Annotated in this window: 23 protein-coding genes; 6 read left to right on the top strand and 17 right to left on the bottom strand. The window is 42.2% G+C overall.

Annotated elements, in window-relative coordinates; translation table 11 throughout:
* Positions 1–24: 24 nt before the first annotated feature.
* The 6 genes from BEP19_RS08055 to BEP19_RS08030 all read right to left on the bottom strand — a co-directional run bounded on the left by BEP19_RS08055 (position 25) and on the right by BEP19_RS08030 (position 5,678).
* Positions 25–1,575 (bottom strand): acyl-CoA carboxylase subunit beta, encoded by a 1,551-nt coding sequence (locus tag BEP19_RS08055; protein ID WP_120189344.1) that lies wholly within the window; start codon positions 1,573–1,575, stop codon positions 25–27.
* A gap of 24 nt (positions 1,576–1,599) precedes the next feature.
* The gene (locus BEP19_RS08050) at positions 1,600–2,373 is read right to left on the bottom strand and encodes an enoyl-CoA hydratase-related protein (protein WP_120189343.1); all 774 of its coding nucleotides are present in this window, start codon (positions 2,371–2,373) and stop codon (positions 1,600–1,602) included.
* Between the two features lie 3 nt (positions 2,374–2,376).
* Positions 2,377–3,273 carry a hydroxymethylglutaryl-CoA lyase gene (locus BEP19_RS08045; protein ID WP_120189342.1) on the bottom strand — a complete coding sequence of 299 codons (897 nt, stop codon included), beginning with the start codon at positions 3,271–3,273 and terminating at the stop codon, positions 2,377–2,379.
* 27 nt (positions 3,274–3,300) lie between these two features.
* Entirely contained in the window at positions 3,301–3,513 is a 213-nt protein-coding gene (locus tag BEP19_RS08040; RefSeq protein ID WP_120189341.1) for an acetyl-CoA carboxylase biotin carboxyl carrier protein subunit, read from the bottom strand.
* A gap of 15 nt (positions 3,514–3,528) precedes the next feature.
* Positions 3,529–4,869 (bottom strand): acetyl-CoA carboxylase biotin carboxylase subunit, encoded by a 1,341-nt coding sequence (locus tag BEP19_RS08035; RefSeq protein ID WP_120189968.1) that lies wholly within the window; start codon positions 4,867–4,869, stop codon positions 3,529–3,531.
* 134 nt (positions 4,870–5,003) lie between these two features.
* Positions 5,004–5,678 carry an RsfA family transcriptional regulator gene (locus BEP19_RS08030; RefSeq protein WP_120189340.1) on the bottom strand — a complete coding sequence of 225 codons (675 nt, stop codon included), beginning with the start codon at positions 5,676–5,678 and terminating at the stop codon, positions 5,004–5,006.
* Between the two features lie 294 nt (positions 5,679–5,972).
* On the opposite strand from BEP19_RS08030, the gene BEP19_RS08025 reads away from it, so the two are divergent.
* Complete coding sequence (locus BEP19_RS08025) at positions 5,973–6,809, top strand: 5'-3' exonuclease (protein ID WP_120189967.1); 837 nt, start codon at positions 5,973–5,975, stop codon at positions 6,807–6,809.
* Positions 6,810–6,886: 77 nt separating this feature from the next.
* On the opposite strand, the gene BEP19_RS08020 is transcribed toward BEP19_RS08025, so the two are convergent.
* The gene (locus tag BEP19_RS08020; protein WP_120189339.1) at positions 6,887–7,243 is read right to left on the bottom strand and encodes a Spx/MgsR family RNA polymerase-binding regulatory protein; all 357 of its coding nucleotides are present in this window, start codon (positions 7,241–7,243) and stop codon (positions 6,887–6,889) included.
* 296 nt (positions 7,244–7,539) lie between these two features.
* On the opposite strand from BEP19_RS08020, the gene BEP19_RS08015 reads away from it, so the two are divergent.
* Together BEP19_RS08015 and BEP19_RS08010 are read left to right on the top strand one after the other, a co-directional pair.
* A complete protein-coding gene (locus BEP19_RS08015) occupies positions 7,540–8,241 on the top strand; it encodes a helix-turn-helix transcriptional regulator (RefSeq protein ID WP_120189338.1) in 702 nt (233 codons plus the stop codon).
* Between the two features lie 128 nt (positions 8,242–8,369).
* On the top strand, positions 8,370–8,639 hold the full coding sequence (locus BEP19_RS08010; RefSeq protein ID WP_120189336.1) for a DUF2626 domain-containing protein: 270 nt from the start codon (positions 8,370–8,372) through the stop codon (positions 8,637–8,639).
* A gap of 80 nt (positions 8,640–8,719) precedes the next feature.
* Here BEP19_RS08010 and BEP19_RS08005 read toward each other — a convergent pair whose 3' ends face one another.
* The 3 genes from BEP19_RS08005 to BEP19_RS07995 all read right to left on the bottom strand — a co-directional run bounded on the left by BEP19_RS08005 (position 8,720) and on the right by BEP19_RS07995 (position 12,209).
* Positions 8,720–9,868, bottom strand: coding sequence for a class I SAM-dependent methyltransferase (locus tag BEP19_RS08005; RefSeq protein WP_120189335.1), 1,149 nt, complete (start codon positions 9,866–9,868; stop codon positions 8,720–8,722).
* Between the two features lie 257 nt (positions 9,869–10,125).
* Positions 10,126–10,749 (bottom strand): MBL fold metallo-hydrolase, encoded by a 624-nt coding sequence (locus BEP19_RS08000; RefSeq protein ID WP_120189333.1) that lies wholly within the window; start codon positions 10,747–10,749, stop codon positions 10,126–10,128.
* Positions 10,750–10,871: 122 nt separating this feature from the next.
* Positions 10,872–12,209 (bottom strand): PhoH family protein, encoded by a 1,338-nt coding sequence (locus BEP19_RS07995; RefSeq protein ID WP_120189331.1) that lies wholly within the window; start codon positions 12,207–12,209, stop codon positions 10,872–10,874.
* Between the two features lie 222 nt (positions 12,210–12,431).
* Between BEP19_RS07995 and BEP19_RS07990 the strand changes: the two genes are divergently transcribed.
* Entirely contained in the window at positions 12,432–12,959 is a 528-nt protein-coding gene (locus BEP19_RS07990; RefSeq protein ID WP_120189330.1) for a YhcN/YlaJ family sporulation lipoprotein, read from the top strand.
* Between the two features lie 131 nt (positions 12,960–13,090).
* Here BEP19_RS07990 and BEP19_RS07985 read toward each other — a convergent pair whose 3' ends face one another.
* Positions 13,091–13,564 carry a pyridoxamine 5'-phosphate oxidase family protein gene (locus BEP19_RS07985; RefSeq protein WP_120189329.1) on the bottom strand — a complete coding sequence of 158 codons (474 nt, stop codon included), beginning with the start codon at positions 13,562–13,564 and terminating at the stop codon, positions 13,091–13,093.
* Positions 13,565–13,680: 116 nt separating this feature from the next.
* Here BEP19_RS07985 and BEP19_RS07980 point away from each other — a divergent pair, with 116 nt between their 5' ends.
* Entirely contained in the window at positions 13,681–13,920 is a 240-nt protein-coding gene (locus BEP19_RS07980; RefSeq protein ID WP_245983493.1) for a glutaredoxin family protein, read from the top strand.
* A gap of 24 nt (positions 13,921–13,944) precedes the next feature.
* Here BEP19_RS07980 and BEP19_RS07975 read toward each other — a convergent pair whose 3' ends face one another.
* The 6 genes from BEP19_RS07975 to BEP19_RS07950 form a co-directional block, all read right to left on the bottom strand.
* The gene (locus tag BEP19_RS07975; RefSeq protein WP_245983431.1) at positions 13,945–14,283 is read right to left on the bottom strand and encodes a c-type cytochrome; all 339 of its coding nucleotides are present in this window, start codon (positions 14,281–14,283) and stop codon (positions 13,945–13,947) included.
* Positions 14,284–14,412: 129 nt separating this feature from the next.
* Positions 14,413–14,691 (bottom strand): hypothetical protein, encoded by a 279-nt coding sequence (locus tag BEP19_RS07970; RefSeq protein WP_120189326.1) that lies wholly within the window; start codon positions 14,689–14,691, stop codon positions 14,413–14,415.
* Positions 14,692–14,705: 14 nt separating this feature from the next.
* Positions 14,706–14,969 carry a YlaH-like family protein gene (locus BEP19_RS07965; protein ID WP_120189325.1) on the bottom strand — a complete coding sequence of 88 codons (264 nt, stop codon included), beginning with the start codon at positions 14,967–14,969 and terminating at the stop codon, positions 14,706–14,708.
* Positions 14,970–15,223: 254 nt separating this feature from the next.
* Positions 15,224–16,000: an HAD family hydrolase gene (locus tag BEP19_RS07960; protein ID WP_120189323.1), complete on the bottom strand. Its 777-nt coding sequence runs from the start codon at positions 15,998–16,000 to the stop codon at positions 15,224–15,226.
* An 85-nt stretch (positions 16,001–16,085) separates the two neighbouring features.
* Entirely contained in the window at positions 16,086–16,583 is a 498-nt protein-coding gene (locus BEP19_RS07955) for a DUF4446 family protein (protein ID WP_120189322.1), read from the bottom strand.
* A gap of 205 nt (positions 16,584–16,788) precedes the next feature.
* Positions 16,789–17,388, bottom strand: a complete 600-nt coding sequence (locus tag BEP19_RS07950; protein ID WP_120189320.1) for a hypothetical protein — start codon at positions 17,386–17,388, stop codon at positions 16,789–16,791.
* A gap of 190 nt (positions 17,389–17,578) precedes the next feature.
* Between BEP19_RS07950 and BEP19_RS07945 the strand changes: the two genes are divergently transcribed.
* Positions 17,579–18,202 carry a YktB family protein gene (locus tag BEP19_RS07945; protein ID WP_120189319.1) on the top strand — a complete coding sequence of 208 codons (624 nt, stop codon included), beginning with the start codon at positions 17,579–17,581 and terminating at the stop codon, positions 18,200–18,202.
* Positions 18,203–18,305: the final 103 nt, after the last annotated feature.

Raw genomic sequence — 18,305 nt, 5'->3', positions numbered from 1 at the left:
TGGGTTGGTTTTAAGATACCTTCATTATACAGGATAGACCGGACGCTTACGATCAGTGAAATGGACCTGTTTATCTTCATACACTTTAAAACGTTGAATTAATTCACCGCGCAATTGTTCTCCGCTTACAATCCCATCAATAATTAATTCCGAAGCTAACCGATAAATATCAATATCCTCTTGATACTCTATCCGCTTTTTTTCAATAAATTCTTGACGTTGCTCCTGGTCCTCAAATTCATTTATTTTATTGCGATAAACCGCGTTGACCGCCGCTTCAGGACCCATCACAGCAATTTGAGCCGTCGGTAGAGCCAAACAACAATCGGGTTCAAAGGCCGGTCCGGCCATCGCGTATAATCCAGCCCCATATGCTTTGCGCACGATCACAGAAATTTTTGGAGTCGTCGCTTGAGCCATCGCCGCAATCATTTTCGCGCCATGTCTAATGATCCCCGCCCGTTCCACTTTGCTGCCGATCATAAACCCGGGGACATCCGTTAGAAATAAGAGGGGAATTGAATACGCGTCGCATAACTGTATAAATTTAGCCGCTTTGTCCGCCGAATCAACGAACAAAACCCCACCTTTGACGCGTGGTTGGTTTGCGACAATCCCAACCGCCTTCCCATCAATGCGCGCTAAACCGGTAATGATCTCAGCAGCGAATAACTTCTTAATCTCATAGAAAGTATCCTCATCAATGATGGAATCGATAAACTCGTACATATCAAAGGGAGTATGTTGATTTGTCGGCACAATTTCCTGCGGGCTTCTAACCCCCGCTTTAACTGGTTTCGCTTGAGCTACAGGTGGCTTATCGGAAAACCGCGCAGGCAAAAACTGTAAGTATTGTCGAGCCGAAGCAATCGCCTCTTCTTCGTTTGCAGCGAGCATATCTCCACAACCGCTTACCGTACAATGCATTCGCGCCCCGCCCATCTCCTCCAATGAAACCTTTTCTCCGATCACCATCTCCGCCATACGCGGCGATCCTAAGTACATGCTCGCCGCATGTTCAACCATGATCACAAGATCGCAAAATGCGGGAATGTAAGCCCCGCCCGCGGCAGATGGGCCAAATAAGATACAGATTTGCGGAATCACCCCTGATAATTTTACTTGATTATAAAAAATTCTACCCGCGCCCCGTCTTCCCGGAAACATCTCGATTTGATCGGTAATACGAGCTCCAGCTGAATCAACGAGGTAAATAAGCGGAATTTTTAGCTTTTCAGCCGTTTCTTGAATTCGGATAATTTTCTCAACCGTCCTCGCTCCCCACGAACCCGCTTTCACCGTTGCATCATTCGCCATCACACAAACTTTTTGCCCATTAACTTTGCCGATCGCGGTGACGACACCGTCAGCCGGTAAATCGCCAGCTAAAAAATTTGCCATTAAACCATCTTCAATAAAAAAATCGTCATTATCAAAAAGAAGACGGAGACGGTCACGAGCGAACCGTTTCTTTTGCTCTGTTAATCTTTGGTGATACTTCTCAGAGCCCCCTTTTCGAATCTGGTCCACTCTTTGCCGCAACGTTTCGCCAAACCCACGCCCATTTTCCTTCATTCCCCGAACCCCCTCTAACTCGTTTTATACACCCTTATAAAGCGGCTTTCTCTTTTCCGCAAAAGCGCGTAAACCTTCCAATCGATCCCGCGTCGGAATAAGCGATCGATAAGCTTCGGACTCGATCGCTAGACCAGTAACCAGATCCACTTCGGCGCCGCGATCGATCGCATGTTTCGCTTGCGCGATGGCAAGCGGCGCATTTGCCGTGATCTGAGCAGCAAGCTCCCAAGCCGCGGTAAGAACACATCGGTCTTCTGCGATTTCATTAACTAACCCGATCGCCAACGCTTCATCCGCTTCTATTGTTCTTGCCGTAAAAATCAGTTCTTTCGCCTTGGCTAACCCGACTATACGCGGCAATCGCTGCGTGCCGCCCGCGCCAGGAATAATTCCTAACGATGTTTCTGTTAGGCCCATCCGCGCCCTTTTTGCAATAATTCTCAAATCACAGGCGAGCGCCAACTCTGTCCCACCGCCAAGCGCCAAGCCGTTAATTGCGGCAATAGTCGGCTTCGGCATATTTTCTAACGCGGTAAATGTATCCCGAATCAAAAGAATGTAGCGTTCTACCTCCGCTTCTGTCATCGCTTTTCGTTCTTTTAGATCTGCTCCTGAACAAAAAGCTTTTTCCCCCGCGCCTGTAATAATGACCACTCGTATCTCTTGTCGCCCCGCGAGCTCATCGATCAAACGTCGTAACTGGTGTAAAGCGGAAAAATCGAGACAGTTATACACGTCGGGACGTTGAATCGTAATCACCGCCACATCGACATTATGATTGATTTCAATCGCCATTGATTAATACCCCCCTCTCTGTTTGAACGATAACATTTTGGACGGTAAGGCGCGGCCCAATTTTGTTTGCATAAACGATGACGCCGCTAACAAACGGTGAAGATCTACACCTGTCGCAATCCCCATCCCTTCTAACATGTTCACTAAATCTTCCGTCGCGACATTCCCTGTCGCCCCAGGGGCGTAAGGACAGCCGCCTAACCCTCCAATCGAGCTATCAAAGACACGGATTCCTTTTGTTAATGCCGCATACACGTTGGCAAGCGCCGTTCCTCTTGTGTCATGAAAATGGCAGGCCAGTTTTTCAACCGGAAAGTAGCGCAATAACACGGTTAATCTTTCTTCCACTTGTTTAGGTGTCGCGATGCCGATTGTGTCACCTAATGAGACCTCATAAACGCCCATCTTAAACAGTTGTTCCATAACGCGGGTCACGTCATCAATTGACACATCGCCTGCAAACGGACACCCAAACACAGTCGACACGTAGCCGCGAACCCGAATTCCCGCCACGACTGCTTGATTAATCACTTCGCTGAGAATTGAATATGTTTCTCTAATTGATTTATTAATGTTTTGTTTGTTATGAGCTTCGCTAGCGGACATAAAGACAGCGATTTCCTTTAATCCTGCCACAATCGCCCGCTCTAAGCCTTTTTTATTCGGAACAAGCGCGCTATATTCAACACCGACGCGATTCGATATATGTCTAGCGACCGTGTCAGCATCAGCTAATTGGGGGATCCATCTTGGGTGGACAAAGGAAGTCGCCTCAATTCGCTTCAAGCCAGCATCTGCTAACAGAGCAATCAGTTGAAGCTTATCGCTCGTTTCAATCACGTTTCGCTCATTTTGTAGACCGTCTCGTGGCCCGACTTCAACAATCTGAACGGTTTGCATGCAATCACTCCTGTCCCGTCATTGGTTTTAGACGAGAATTAGAGCAAGATCACCTTCATTAATGAAATCGCCGACATTTACTTTGATCTCCTCTACTTTTCCCGCGGACTCCGCCTGAATTGGCACTTCCATCTTCATTGATTCCAAAACGATCAGATCTTGTCCCGCGCTCACTTGCTCTCCTGTTTGAACACATATACGCAAAACAATGCCAGCCATATTCGCCCTTACCTGCTTCACCTTAAGCGCCCCCCTTTAATCTTTCAATAAAACCCGCTCTATGAAGGTCGTATCGTAGCTGCCCTGTTGAAATTGCGAATGATTTATCACCTTCTCTAGCAGTGGAATATTCGTCTTGATCCCTTCTATCTTAAATGCGCGCAGGGCAAGCAACGCTTCACGCAATGACTCCGCGCGCGTCTTCCCGCTGACGATCAATTTCGCAATCATCGGATCATAAAACGGTGTGACTTGCGACCCCTGTTCCACCCCGTCGTCTATTCTAATATTATTTCCGCGCGGCTTTTTATAGACGCTGATTTTACCAGGCGATGGAAAAAAGGTTTGTGGATCTTCCGCGTAAATACGCATTTCTATGGCATGACCTTGAACTTGGAGATCATGTTGTTTAACAGGCAATCGCTTTCCTTCAGCAAGATCGAGCTGCATCCCAACGAGATCAACGCCTGTAATCTCCTCTGTCACCGTGTGCTCTACTTGCAGACGCGTATTCATTTCCAAAAAATAAAACGAACAATCCGCTCCAACGATAAACTCTACCGTACCGACCCCTGTATATTGGGTAAAACGCGCTGCTCGCACCGCCGCTTCACAAATTTGTTCCCTTAACTTGGTATCTAAAAAAGGAGAGGGACTCTCTTCTATCACCTTTTGATGGCGACGTTGAACAGAACATTCTCTCTCAAATAAATGGATGACCGAACCATATTCATCGGCGGCAATTTGCGCTTCAATATGACGAGGGTGATCAATATATTTCTCTATGAATAAAGCCCCATTCCCAAAATAGACTTGCGCTCTCGTTTGAATGGATTGGAACGTATCGATCAATTGTTGCTCGTCATAACAGAGTTGCATTCCGATTCCGCCGCCACCCGCGCTTGCTTTCAGCATCAACGGATACCCGATTCGAGCGGCGATGGGAAGGGCTTGTTCAACGCTCTGAATTTCCTCATTCGAACCAGGTATCACAGGCAAACCTGCTTGTTCCATCCATTTTCGAGCCTTTAATTTATCTCCCATCGCCTCAATTACTTTCGGTTTAGGACCAATGAACAAGATACCTTCTTGCCTGCACCTTTGCGCTAAAAGGGGATTTTCAGCGAGTAAACCGTACCCAGGATGAATCCCCTGCGCGCCTGTCTGTTTAGCGGCAGCAATCACTTTTTCAATTTGGAGGTAGCTTTGAGCAACTGGAGCAGGACCAATCAACACTCGCTCATCCGCTTCACGGACAAACGGCATTCCCTGATCTGCTTCCGAATATATGGCTACCGTTTTGATCCCTCTACTCTGACAGGTTCGAATAATTCGACGCGCGATTTCACCGCGATTTGCGATGAGCAGTTTTTGGATGACCATCTATTCACCTCTTGTCCAGCATGGATTGTGGGGCTTTGTTGAATTGTATTGCCAAATCTCGTTCAACATGCCAAGAACACAAAAAAACAAGGCGCTTCTTGCAAGCAAACGCCTTGTTTTTTTACCAACTAATCTACTCTTTCTAAATTTCCGTTGGCATCCATCTTAAATTTTGGTTTAGCGTCCAGATCTTCATCATCCGTTAGCAATGCCATTTTTCTTGCTCGATCCATAATTTGAATCAATGTTCGATAGTCTTCGTTAACAACTTGATAATCGGTAAGCGCGTGATTGAGTTGTTTGTTCATTTGATTATTTTCTTGTCTTAATTGAACTAACTCCTCTTCCTTCTCTTCTAATTCTTTTTCCATTTGCTTGATCCGTTTGGACAAATTCTTTTGATTTTTCAAGAAGCGAATCACAGCATCGAAAGATAGCTCTTCCTCTAGTTCACTATAGACCGGAATGGATACATCGGACATGATTGGTTCGTGGTGGTCAGTTGAGCTGGTCATCGCGCTTTCGTCATAGCTTGTTGGCAACGCTCGGCTAGAGGGCCGATTCCGTTGCGCTTGCTTCCGCTGTTTACGCTGCGCTTTAGCAATTTGAATCGCGGCTTCATATTTTTTTCGAACACAACTATTCCACCTGAACCCGCAAGCCGCTGCTGTCCTTCCTAATTTTTCTCCGACTTCTTCAAAAGCCTCTAGTTGCGTGCCGCCTTCACGAATATGGCGCAGGGTTACCTCGGCCAAGATCAGGTCATCATCAGGAGTCCAGGCATCCTGCCTAACTACTGTCATTATGGATCCCTCCGTTTAATTTTTATCGTAATTAATTCTATGCTGATAATAGAGTTCATAGAATCATTTTCTACTAGAAAAGTATGTCCAACCGACACAACCTTTAAACCTTGCAAAATTTTATTCTGACAAGCTTTCACTTTCAGAAAGCTTGTTTATAAAGCATTTTCCTAAAGAAGGATGAGCCTCTAGCAAACGGAAAGAGATGGTTCCTATCGAATTTAGGCGAAAGCATGCTATAATTTTAGAGGAATTGTATAAGGGGGAAAAACAGTGAGGCAGAATGAACTTGTTATGCTCGTAGATGGAATGTCCTTACTATTTAGGGGATACTACGCTATGCCGTCCAGACGAACAAGCGCAGGCATTCCTATCAATGCCATTTACCAATGGATTCGCTATTTTCATGATGCTTTCCAAGCGTTCCAACCGACCCACGTCGTTTGCTGTTGGGATATGGGGTCCAAAACATTTCGAACGAAACTTTATGATTTATACAAGGCGAACCGTGGCGAACCGCCCGAAGATTTGATTCCGCAATTTGAACTGATTAAAGAGGTCGTACAGGACTCCTTTGAGATTCCTAATGTTGGCGTCGTTGGCTATGAGGCCGATGATGTGATTGGAACATTATCAACAAAATATAGCGAAGTAATGGACGTGCTGATTTTAACAGGTGATCACGATAACCTACAGCTGTTAAATGAGCGCGTCAAAGTAGCGATTATGAAAAGAGGAATGGGGAACTACAAGGTCTATTGCCCTGATGAACTCAACGTAGAAAAAGGGATCTCTCCTACTCAGCTCATCGACGTAAAAGCATTTATGGGCGATTCATCTGACAATATTCCCGGCGTAAAAGGAATTGGGGAGGTTGGCGCCTTAAGACTTATTAAACAGTACCACGACTTACAGGGCGTTCTTGAAAATTTGGATGCGTTGACTCCCGCCATGCGTAAAAAAATCGAAGGCGATTTAGAAATGTTGCATCTATCAAAAGACCTTGTGACGATCCGTTGTGACGTCCCCTTGGAACACCAAATGGAAGATAGTTTTTGGAAGTTAAATCGCGAAAAAATGAAAAATAAGTTCAGAGAACTTGAACTAGGCGGCTTAGAAGACATCTTTTAACCCACCCTCTTCGTTATTGGACGCAAAAAAAGGAGCTCGCCCTACATCTTTCATCGTAGGATAGCTCCTTTTGTTCATTAAGCCATTAACTCTTCCATTGCATTTCGATTGTAGCCAATAATTAATTTTTCTCCATCTACTAAAATCGGTCTGCGTAATAGGCGAGGTTCATCGTGAAGCATTTCTAACAATTGTGAAACAGGCAAATCATCGATTTCTACATCTAACTCTTTATACGTTCTACTTCTCGTAGATAAAATATCATCCAAACCATTGGACGTCATCTTAATAATTTCAAGCAGCTCTTCCTTCGTAGGGGGCTCGCGAAATAAATGTCTTTCCTCATAAGGAATCCCATTCTGCTTTAAAAACGATTTAGCCTTCCGACAAGAAGTACAGCTGGGATATGTATAAAACTTAATTGAATTATTCACAAATGCTCACCTCTCCTGAATTTTTCCTATATTCATTATAACACAACTTTTTAAATACTTTCTATATAAAATTATATTACTTAATTTATTACTATGTCAATAGTGTTTAATCATAAGCGTTTCTGATTCTTCAGTTTTTTTATTTATAATCATAGGAACATTGACAAAGTGTTGACAGTTGGTCAGAAAAAACTATTTGAGTAGTGAGGATATGATAATATAATACTAGAAATAACGACTTACATTTCATTCGAATGATTAATAAATTATCCCAAATCAACCAAGGGGGAATCGAAATGGATACTGAAACATTAAAACTAACAGGTGTGCTAGCAGACCCTACACGTTTTTCCATTTATCAATATGTTGTAAAAAGTCATAGACAAGTGACGGTGCAGGAAATAGCAGAGAATTTTGAAATTCATCCCAACGTCGCTCGCTTACATTTAACAAAGCTGGAAGATGTCAGTTTACTGAATTCTTGTTCTGAAAAAACAGGCAGGGGTGGGCGTCCGAGTCGACTTTATTCTATTTCAGAACAAGTTGTCAATTTACAATTTCCGCCTCGTGATTATCAATTGCTTGCTGAAATTGCGATTGATACACTCGTTTCACTTGGTGATGAGGGACAACGCGCATTAGGTGAAATGGGAAGAAGATTCGGCAATGAAGCCGCCAGACGAGCGATCGAAAATGAACGCGTCAACCTCGACGCCAGCGCGGAAACAAAACTAGGTCACATCGAACGACTTATTTTTGCGCAAGGACTGAACCCGGAACTTGAACTGATCGATGATGGAACAATCAAATTCCGAGTCCACAATTGCACATTTAAAGAAACAGCGCAGAAAATGCCAGACAGCATTTGTCAAATGCACCAAACGTTCCTTAGAGGAATGTTTGAAACATTCTTCGGCGATATTACATTAATAGAAGAAAACTCAATCATGGGTGGATGCAAATCGTGCGACTATACTATTATTAAACTTCCGAGTTAAGGGAACAACTTAAAAGAGGGATGTGAATAAAGTCAAACCTTTATTTACATCCCTTTCATTCTCTATTATAATAATGTTGTTATGATAATAAGTAACTTAATAAGGGTTGTAAAGGAGTTGAAACTAATATGGATCGCATGTTCCGTGTACTGGGGTTCTGGACCCTGATGATAGCGCTCATGGCGATGTGGGGTAATTTAACGGAGATGGCTTTGATTTTCTTTGCTCAAACAGCCGTGTTCATAGCCTTAAGCTATCTGAATCTTTCTGAAAAATCATACATGCTTATTTTCACCGGTTACATGGTCTTTTCCTTCGTTGGCTTTTTCTACTATGCGTTCTTCATGATGCCGTTAGGCGGAGAACAACACGCCCTAGATGCTCTACTGAACTTATAAACCATACATAAAGAAGCTTGTCTTTTTAAAGACAAGCTTCTTTTCCATTTCCAGCAGACCCACTTGTCCCACACATTTGGTTACATCCAGCCTTTTGGTTTCAAACTTTCCAGGTCCCGCTTCACCTCACCTTTTGCCTGAACGAGAGCTTGGAACGTATCACCCATGCCGCCTGGCATGATTAATTGACGAATCGCTCGATTCCGTTTTGCAACCGCGTCGTAATATAAATCCCCTGCTTGGTGATCTTGCAACATGTTGAGGATGCCTCCGTTTATTAAAAACTGTCGTTGTCTAAGGAGACCTAAATTTTCAACGCCAATTTGCGCCCCAAGCTCCATTAACGCTGAGAAATGAATATGGGTTGTAATATCTTTATTCCCAGGGTCCGCTAGCGGGTCTGTTGAAACCTGATGTTGGTAATAGCACATCAGAGTGCCGTCTTTACGTTGTGGTCGATAGAGCTCTTCTCGTTCGTACCCATAATCAATCGTAAGCAAGTACCCTTGTTTTAGCCCTTGTCCAATCTGACGCAACCAGTTTTCGGCGTCTAGATTAACTTCTATTCGATAACCAGCAATTTTCGGGATGTAAGGCTTTTCGCGCTGCAGGTAACTCTTCAGCTGATCGCTGCCGATGTTTACTAACACTTCTACAAATTGATCCTTTTCCCCATCCCACGTGACCCTTACTTCTTGCCAATCGGTTCCATTGTATTCAAGTATGTACACTGGGAACGCGTCCAGCAATTCATTACTGTACACAACTGCGTTCATTTCCCCTAATTGTTTCCTCGCCGCTTCCCAATCATTGAACCAGCGGGCTTTAAATCCCTCTAAACTTTCCTGCTGCAGTTCACGATGATAAGGACTTTTCTCAATCATAATCATTTCCACGCGGCTTAGTAACTGCGGAAACCGCTGCTTCCACTCCCGCAAGATTTGCTGGGCTAAAGCGCCGCTTCCTCCACCGAATTCGATGAGATAACAATTTTCATTTCCCGTTAACTGTTCAGCCATCTCAGCCAAAGTACGAGCTAATACTTCTCCGAAAATCGTTCCGACCGACACACTCGTATAAAAATCACCCTCTTTTCCAATTTTCTGACGAGCTTGGGAGTAATATCCTTGTTGCGGATGGTACAGAGCCAGTTCCATAAAATCATAAAAAGAGATGGTTTGGCCGTTTTGACTTTCAATCTGCTGCTGAATTATTTGTTTTAAAGACACTTTACCCACTCCAAATCGAAACTTTTTACATTAACACTATTGACACTATAATAATATTATTTTATTATAGATAGTGAACTATCCCACATCACAAATGTGATGAACCTGGGGGACTCCCCCACCCTATTTTTTATTTTTCGGAAATTTTTAACCTCCCCCAAACACCACCTTCTACCCCGAGGGTGGTGTTTTACTATTTTATTTCAAAATAAACATAGAAATAGGCGCATCGAAGTACAATGCGCCTATGCCAACGGCTATCTAATATAAGGATTGCTCAACTTCTCATTACCAATCGTCGTTCGCGGACCATGTCCAGGATAGACTGTTGTGTTCTCAGGCAACACGAGTAATTTTGCTTTGATGCCGTCAATCAATTGTTGGTGACTACCGCCAGGTAAATCCGTTCTTCCGATTCCTTGCGCAAATAGAGCGTCACCGCTAAATACATGTTCTCCGATTTGGAACGAAACGCCGCCAGGTGAATGCCCCGGAGTATGTAGCACAGAGATTTTAAATCCTGCTAGGTCTAATGTTTGCCCATCTTCCAATGAAAATTCAGCATTTTCAGATGGAGTAAACGGACCTACCATCGTCCATAGACGCGCCCCGTTTAAATTGGGATCAGCTAGCCAATCCTCTTCTGCGGAATGAAGATAAACAGGCGCTCCTGTTGTCTTTCTTATCTCATTTAACCCCGCAATATGATCAAAGTGAGCATGCGTTAATAATATTGCCTTTACTTCATAATCACCGACACTGTCTAACAATGGCGACGGATTGGCGCCCGCGTCAATAATTATAGCTTCTTGTGTCTGCTCATTGCATACGAGGTATGAATTCGTTTGCAATGCTCCTAAAGGGAACGAATGGATTAACACTTTATCATATACCTCCTAATCAACTCTAGTCCTTATTTTACACATTTCATAATTAGAATGATAGCGCAAAAGCTGTCAGAGCAGAAAAGAATCCCGTATTTAACACGGGATCGGCAATGATTTTATAAAATATCTGCCGCCAATTGAGCCAGCGATGAACGTTCCCCTTTTTCTAATCTCACATGTCCTGCCATTTTTTCATTCTTAAAGCTTTCCACGACATAAGTTAAACCGTTATTTGATTCATCGAGATACGGATGATCAATCTGTTCGGGATCGCCGACCAGTACGATCTTACTTCCTTCGCCAACACGCGTTAAAATGGTTTTCACTTCATGCTTCGTTAAATTTTGGGCTTCATCAATAATAATAAACTGTTCCGGAATGCTGCGACCGCGAATATACGTTAGCGCTTCAACTTGGATACTGCCCATCCCCGCTAAAATTTTATCAAGATCTCCTGATCTTTTCGTGTTAAACAAGTACTCTAAGTTATCAAAGATCGGTTGCATCCAAGGGCGTAATTTTTCTTCTTTTTCGCCAGGTAAATAACCAATATCCTTACCTAACGGAACGATCGGACGGGCAACTAGCATTTTTTTGTACATATGCTCATCCTCAATCAAATGTAATCCAGCCGCCAAGGAAATCAATGTTTTTCCTGTACCCGCTTTCCCCGTCAATGTAACGAGCGGTATCATCGGATTAAGCAGTAGATCCATCGCCATTCTCTGCTGAGCGTTTCGTGTTTTTAGCCCCCATACTTGTTCCTCGTTATACCGTAACGGTTCAAACTGTTTACAGTCGTCGCTGATTTTTCCAATCGCTGATTGCGATCCGCCTAATTCATCTCTCAAAATGAGAAATTGATGCGGATAAAATCTTTTTTTCGGAAAGGCTTGCGCCACATCCAATTTCCCCGCGCCATAAAATGACTCAATCGTTTCGCTCGCAACCGCTAATTTAAGATGACCCGTATACAAATGCGTGTATTCATGCACAACACGGTCAGATAAGAAATCTTCAGCTGTAATGCCAAGCGCATCCGCTTTCACACGCACCAAAGTATCTTTACTTACGATAATAACAGGTCTCCCGCCATCGGGTTTTTGTTGTTGTTCTGATTGTATATTTAAAGCAACTGCAAGGATTCGGTTATCATTGCTTGCTTCGCCAAAATATTGTTGCATTTTTGTAAATGAGCGATGGTTCAGTTCAATACGAAGCGTTCCCCCATTTTCTAATGGAACACCAGCGTGTAGTTTGCCTTTCGTCCTCAAACTGTCCATCGTCCTCGCTACATAACGAGCATTCCTGCCAATCTCGTCCATGTACCTCTTTTTGGAATCAATTTCTTCAAGCACGACAGCTGGAATAATTACCTCATTGTCTTGAAAGGAATAAATCGCATCTGGATCTTGGAGCAATACATTTGTATCCAAGATATAGATTTTATTCAATATCTCGCCTCCTCAAACCTGTTGGGGATGATTGAATTTATTTTAGTTTATGCTCGATGAAGATCTAACGGTATTAAATTGGGAGTTTGTTTTTAGTTTATGTTACAGCCGAAAATATAGACGAGTTAATTAGATGGATAGTAAAAAATTGGTTGTATGTTTCCTTGTTATTTGCGAAACAGTAAGATCTAACAAACAAACCATGCGAAGGAGATAATTGTAATGGCAAAGTGTTTTCTTTCCATGACTCTCACCGCTACGTTGCTGTTAACCGGTTGCCAACTTGGAAACCAAGACAGGAACAATGTAACAGTCCAAGAAACGCAACGAGCGCCGCAAACGAGTGAAACTAATAAGGAAGAAATTACGACGGGAGAAACAGCTAATCGATTAGCGAGGATAGCGACCAGAGTCCCGCATGTAAATGATTCAACCGTAATCATTTTAGGGAAGACCGCGATCGTTGGAATTGATGTCGACGCCAAACTGGATCGACCGCGTGTTGGAACGGTAAAATACACAGTTGCTGAAGCGCTAAAGAAGGATCCATATGGAAAAGCGACCGTCGTCGTTGCAGATCCTGACGTAATGCAAAGGTTACGAGAGATGAACCAAGACATCAAAAATGGCAAACCGATCGCGGGATTTGCCGAGGAACTAGCTGATATAGTGGGACGGATTATGCCCCAATTTCCTAAAGCCCTGCCACAAAACGAACCACAACGGGAAATTGGAAAAACGCAACCCTAAACCTTAAGCTCAACACGCGGATGAAAATTTTTAACGCTCAACCTGATCGGAAGGGGTCGCGCGTTTTGTAGGCTGTTGCAAGGATTTTCTAATCTTTAAAACTAATTAAAGCAGGCGTAGGATAAGTTTTCCTACGCCTGCTCATTTTGATCTTCGCCTTTTAACGCGCTCATCACTTGGTGGTCCAATTTATCAGCGGCTTGTTTATCATATGTTTTTTCATATTGCGGTTCAACGGATATTTTCGAGCCGTAGAACATCGTGTCATGGACATCATCGACTGAAACAACAACCTTGGCCAATTTAATCGGGGCGCCCTCGATCTGCTCCGCCGCGATCGATGCGTGTCCATTAATTGAATAGACAGAACCAGAGCCGATTAGCGTAAGCGAGACCAACTCGTTTGCTTTTATATTATCAACGAGTTTTGAACGACTATCCACCGCGAAAAGGATCTTCGACTGATTAGGAGCATACAGCCATGAAATGGCATGCGTATACGGCGCTCCTGTATCCTTGTCTATTGTAGAGAGCAATACAAAGCGTTCTTCCTTGAGCAGCCGTAGAAGTTGCTCAGGCAGTGACTTAGCTACTTTATCAGCCATCGACGCCTCCATTAACTAATTTTTTATGATACTATAAGTATATCCAATAAATGAGAATGTTACAATCAATTACTTAATATTCAAACTAATTTGAGAAAGGGCGCGTAAAATTGAACGTGATTGTTTATGCTACAAACCATAATCCAGAATGCAATATACTAAGAAAATTCTTGCGCGATTACGAAATCGCCTACGAATTAAGAAATTGCTCGACACACCCCGATTATTTTGTGGACGTCAAAGCTTATGGTTTTTTAGGTGTGCCTGTAACTGTAATTAACGGGAAGGCAATCCAAGGTCTGAAACCCGATGAAATTATAAAAGAGTTAGAAAAGGAAAAAACACCGGGTCAATAAGACCCAGGTGTTTTTAAATACGCTTTATTCAAGCGTAAGCAGGTAATCAGCAACTTCATCTTCCATTCCTTTGGCTAGGCCGCCTGGCATCATGGGCGATATCCCATTAACGAGAATATCCACGATTTCATCGTGATCAAGCCCAAGATTATGTAAGCTTGGCCCTCCCGCTCCCGTTAGATCAGCGCCATGACAACTGATACAAGCATTTTGAACTCTAGCCTCGACCTGTTCAAGAGTGACCGGTTCTTTTTCAACCGCTTCCTCTTCTTTTGGCATACCAATACCTGAAAAAGCGAGAATGATAGCGAAAGCTAAACCTGCCGCCATAATACCTAGCAACATTTGTGAGGTTTTACCCATTTTCTCAACACTCCTTAAACAAAATGACATATCTATAATAACTTGTTTTACACATAAAAACCATTATAATCTTTTTTATTCACAAGTTCTATCGAAATATTCAATCAAATTCTCTTTTATACACCCTTTTTAACCTATATCATAATTTTCTGGCGCATCATTAATAAATTGAAGCAGCATTTCCGCTAACTCTTGCTGTACCTCTTGGATTTCTTGATCTCCGTCTTTGACATAATGGATTAAATATTTCCCGCTCTCCTGCTTTACTTCGGTAATTTCTACATGATGTTCCTCCACTAACACTTTTTGCATATGATTAGCGGAAATATTAGCGGCTTCATCATTCGGTCGATGGTCAGCAACGATTTTTAGTTGCAGCCAATTAAATAACGTATCATATAAGTTCATCTACTTACACTCCTTTATCTGAGGTTTGCTGGTCTTCTTAACCTAACGACAATTAATAACGCCGAAGCTACAAGCATAGCTTGAATTATGGGTAGCCCCAACGCTTTAAAAATGGTTAAAGGAAAACAACCAATAAATAACAAGAAATATATAATTGCCTTTTTCAAAATGGGCAACTTTCTGGAAAAGCCAAGTTCATATATAAAAGCTGCTAAAATTAAAATAATGACAAAATTTAATTTAGGGTACATCGTCAACCATTGATTAAACCATTCCACTATTATCACCTCACTATGTATACTTTAACCGTTCTATAAGCCAAGGACAAGAGAACAACTATAATATTAGCAGCAATTTTTTTCAAAAAATTGAAAAAAAACTAGCCCTTAACTGGACTAGTTGTCATTGTCATATTCCCCTTCCAGTAAAACAAACTGAAGTGAGGGGGGATGATTGAAAAATGCAAGCCTTAACGTTAGGATAGCACAATCCGCAGAAAAGTATGAATGCAATTTTAGCCAATTTAGGGGGGCTAGAGATATTTAAATTTCTTTAGATACTCGTAGATTCCATCTTCATCATTTGATTTCGTTACATAATCAGCATGTTTTTTTACACTACTCGGTGAATTACCCATTGCCACAGCCGAACCAACGACGCGAAACATATCTTCATCGTTATAATTGTCACCAAAAGCGACGAATTCTGTCAAAGGAATTTTCGTTACGCGACTTAATGTTGTTAATGCTTTTGCTTTGTTGTCAACGCCCGACAGGACCTCCCACATATGAGGCAATGGACTTAATTTAATATCGGGATCGATACTATCCAATTCCTGTCTTATTTGGGCTAACACATTCGCATCTAGATGATGGAAATTAAACGCCAATAAATTTTTGGCATGTATTTTCTCATTAAACTGCTCATAATCAAACAGATGCATACAATGGTCCACATCGTTATAGGGAGTGTTGGGCGAAGTGCTAATCACCCTTTGATTCGTAGCAATTAAAAAATCGGTGAGCCCCGAAACCAACTCAATAAATCTACGGATAAAATAAGATGGTAAATTGTTATCGTATATAACCCTTCCTTCTTTCGTTCGTATATGCGCGCCATTACCACAAATAATGTAATCCACCCATTCCGAGATGGACCTTAAAACGGGCTTCGCGCATGCCCATGTCCTTCCAGTGCAGATCGCGATCGGGTACCCTTTTTGATGCAAGGTTTGTAAACTAAGCAGAGTATTTGGAAGGATCTGCTCTTGGCTGTCCAGTAACGTTCCGTCAATGTCGAAAACAAACATACCGTTCAACTCCACTTTGTTTTTTTACGCGCTACCCGAAGCTCCGTGTCGCTTTTATAATTTTGAGTATGAAAAAAGTCCTTTTTTATGAAAGGACTTTCCTCGCTTCTAAAATTGCTTGTTTTTCTTCATTTGTTAAATTGTAGATTGAGTCTCCTTTTTCCAGAGGTTTAGCATAAACCCTCGACTCGTCTCGACCGTAAATACTCGTTAAAACGAAACCGGTCTGTTCATCATCAATCACCGCGATCGAGAAACTCAAATCGCTGCCTTCATTCGCAAAGGCGTTAAAACGGACAACTGCTACGTTTCCCTTAAGTTGTTTTAACGTTTGATCTGTTAAACCGATACGTTGCGCAAGCGTATGTTGAATTTGTTCCGTTTGTTCCACGCGCTCAATCAGCCGTTCCAATACTTGCGGTAGATTTTCCTTCGCATCTCCCGACTGCAACTGTTGAAATAAATATTTGATTCTATTTAGGTTACGGGATAACCGAGACAACCAAATAAAACAAACAATCGTGATGAATGCTTGAATCCCAATAATAAAATACAAAATATCGGATTCACTCCAGGTGTTCAAAAAGTTCCCATCCTTCCCTGACAAATCTCCATCTATTTAGTTTATCCTGAGGTCTTATTGGCATTCATTCCTTTTTCTGCAATAGCCCCGCATTTTTAGGGATAAAAGAAGGAGAAAAGCCCAGGAAACGTATAGTCAATAAAGCTTTGGCCACCTTCGGGAGCTATTCCCTTAGGTAGCCAAAGCGTAAAAAACTAACGTTCAATTAAACCTCTAACATCAACATTTCAATCCGCTTTTTTTCCAGTTCTTCCTTGATCTCGCGGGCTCGATCTTCTTGATTGTTTTGCATCGCTTCATAAAGATGCGACAGATGCTGGTCAATTTCTTTCATAAGTAGCGGGATCCGTTTTTCCGCATCGTTTCGTCGGAAAGCTTCTATTACCTCATTTATACTTACACTACATTCTTTTTCAAACAAAACTTTTTTGTTCTGACCCTTAATTTCAGTAATTCGAATTGGTTCCCCATATCGAATATTATGAACAACGAGTTGTCCAGCTGATACCTTCTTCAATACGGCATGGCCTTTTACTTCATAAATAAACTTTTGCAGCACTTCTGAAAACCGCTGATCCTTAATATTATAACTTTTATTTCTAAGTTTGTATATCTTCCCTTGTTTTTCAAACATAAGTTGTTGCGTAGTCGCAGTTGTTTGAATGGAGAGTTTAAATTTACGCTGTGTTTCTTTCCAAGCAACGGGAAGCCCGGCGTCAACTAGACGCTCGATCAAACGATGAATCGACTCATGGTCTAATTGTAGATTCACATTAGTGTATTCAATTTCCTCGTAAGTGTTCATTAGCGTCCCTCCATCTTTACTAAATTTTCAGTATTTTTATGATTATAATATTATGAATAAACAATAAAATCAAGTAAATCTCCTAAGACAATGCTCTCTAGGCGCGTTTTTAACTCGTAATTTGTCTTATATCTATATGATCTATATGGTATATTAATGTTACCTAATTTCGGATCGGAGGGCTAAAAATTTGAGCTTTAACGGATTTTCAACAGAAGACTTTGATGTCTTCACAATAGATGGATTGCCAGAGAGGATGGAAGCAATCAGCAGTCGGATTCGTCCTAAATTTGAGGTGTTTGCTTCGTATTACAGTCCGTTTTTAACTGCGGTTTCTGGACATGAAATGTTTCCCCACATTGCTAAACATGCTAGAAGAACGGTCAATCCTCCTAATGATACGTGGATTGCTTTTTCAACAAACAAACGAGGTTACAAAATGGCCCCTCATTTTCAGATCGGGCTTTGGAAATCCCACTTATTCGTCTGGTTCGCCCTGATCTACGAAGCAAAAATGAAAGCGACGTTCGCAGCAAAGTTATTGGAAAACTTGGATCAGTTAAAAAATCAAATTCCGGCTGATTTCGTTTGGTCTTGGGATCACATGTCACCAGAAGCCTTTTCTCACGGAGCGCTTGCTGAGAGCGATTTGCGTAAAGCAATCCAACGTGTTAAGGATGTTAAGAAAGCTGAGATCTTGTGCGGAATAAACATCGACCGAAGCGACCCGATCTTAGCTGATGGCAACAAACTGATTGAAAAGATAGAAACCACATTCGAAACAATCATGCCACTATACGAGCTTTCTTTGTAAACCGCCAACCTTTGGCGGTTTTTTGGTTGGAAACAAATAAAGTGGCGCAAACTACACGTTAAAATAGGATTGAAAAAAATAGCCGCTCTGATATACTCATGCT

It is taken from the genome of Ammoniphilus oxalaticus (assembly GCF_003609605.1).
Classification (GTDB): Bacteria; Bacillota; Bacilli; order Aneurinibacillales; family RAOX-1; genus Ammoniphilus; species Ammoniphilus oxalaticus.
This window is presented reverse-complemented; position numbering and strand designations above follow the sequence as displayed.

Coding starts and splice junctions, on each gene's coding strand:
- BEP19_RS08015 (WP_120189338.1), top strand. CDS start 7,540: ATGGATACTGAAACATTAAAACTAACAGGTGTGCTAGCAGACCCTACA.
- BEP19_RS08050 (WP_120189343.1), bottom strand. CDS start 2,373: ATGGCGATTGAAATCAATCATAATGTCGATGTGGCGGTGATTACGATT.
- BEP19_RS07985 (WP_120189329.1), bottom strand. CDS start 13,564: ATGGCTGATAAAGTAGCTAAGTCACTGCCTGAGCAACTTCTACGGCTG.
- BEP19_RS08055 (WP_120189344.1), bottom strand. CDS start 1,575: ATGAAGGAAAATGGGCGTGGGTTTGGCGAAACGTTGCGGCAAAGAGTG.
- BEP19_RS07950 (WP_120189320.1), bottom strand. CDS start 17,388: ATGAACACTTACGAGGAAATTGAATACACTAATGTGAATCTACAATTA.
- BEP19_RS07975 (WP_245983431.1), bottom strand. CDS start 14,283: ATGGGTAAAACCTCACAAATGTTGCTAGGTATTATGGCGGCAGGTTTA.
- BEP19_RS08045 (WP_120189342.1), bottom strand. CDS start 3,273: ATGCAAACCGTTCAGATTGTTGAAGTCGGGCCACGAGACGGTCTACAA.
- BEP19_RS07960 (WP_120189323.1), bottom strand. CDS start 16,000: ATGTTTGTTTTCGACATTGACGGAACGTTACTGGACAGCCAAGAGCAG.
- BEP19_RS08010 (WP_120189336.1), top strand. CDS start 8,370: ATGGATCGCATGTTCCGTGTACTGGGGTTCTGGACCCTGATGATAGCG.
- BEP19_RS07970 (WP_120189326.1), bottom strand. CDS start 14,691: ATGAACTTATATGATACGTTATTTAATTGGCTGCAACTAAAAATCGTT.
- BEP19_RS08030 (WP_120189340.1), bottom strand. CDS start 5,678: ATGACAGTAGTTAGGCAGGATGCCTGGACTCCTGATGATGACCTGATC.
- BEP19_RS07990 (WP_120189330.1), top strand. CDS start 12,432: ATGGCAAAGTGTTTTCTTTCCATGACTCTCACCGCTACGTTGCTGTTA.
- BEP19_RS08025 (WP_120189967.1), top strand. CDS start 5,973: ATGCTCGTAGATGGAATGTCCTTACTATTTAGGGGATACTACGCTATG.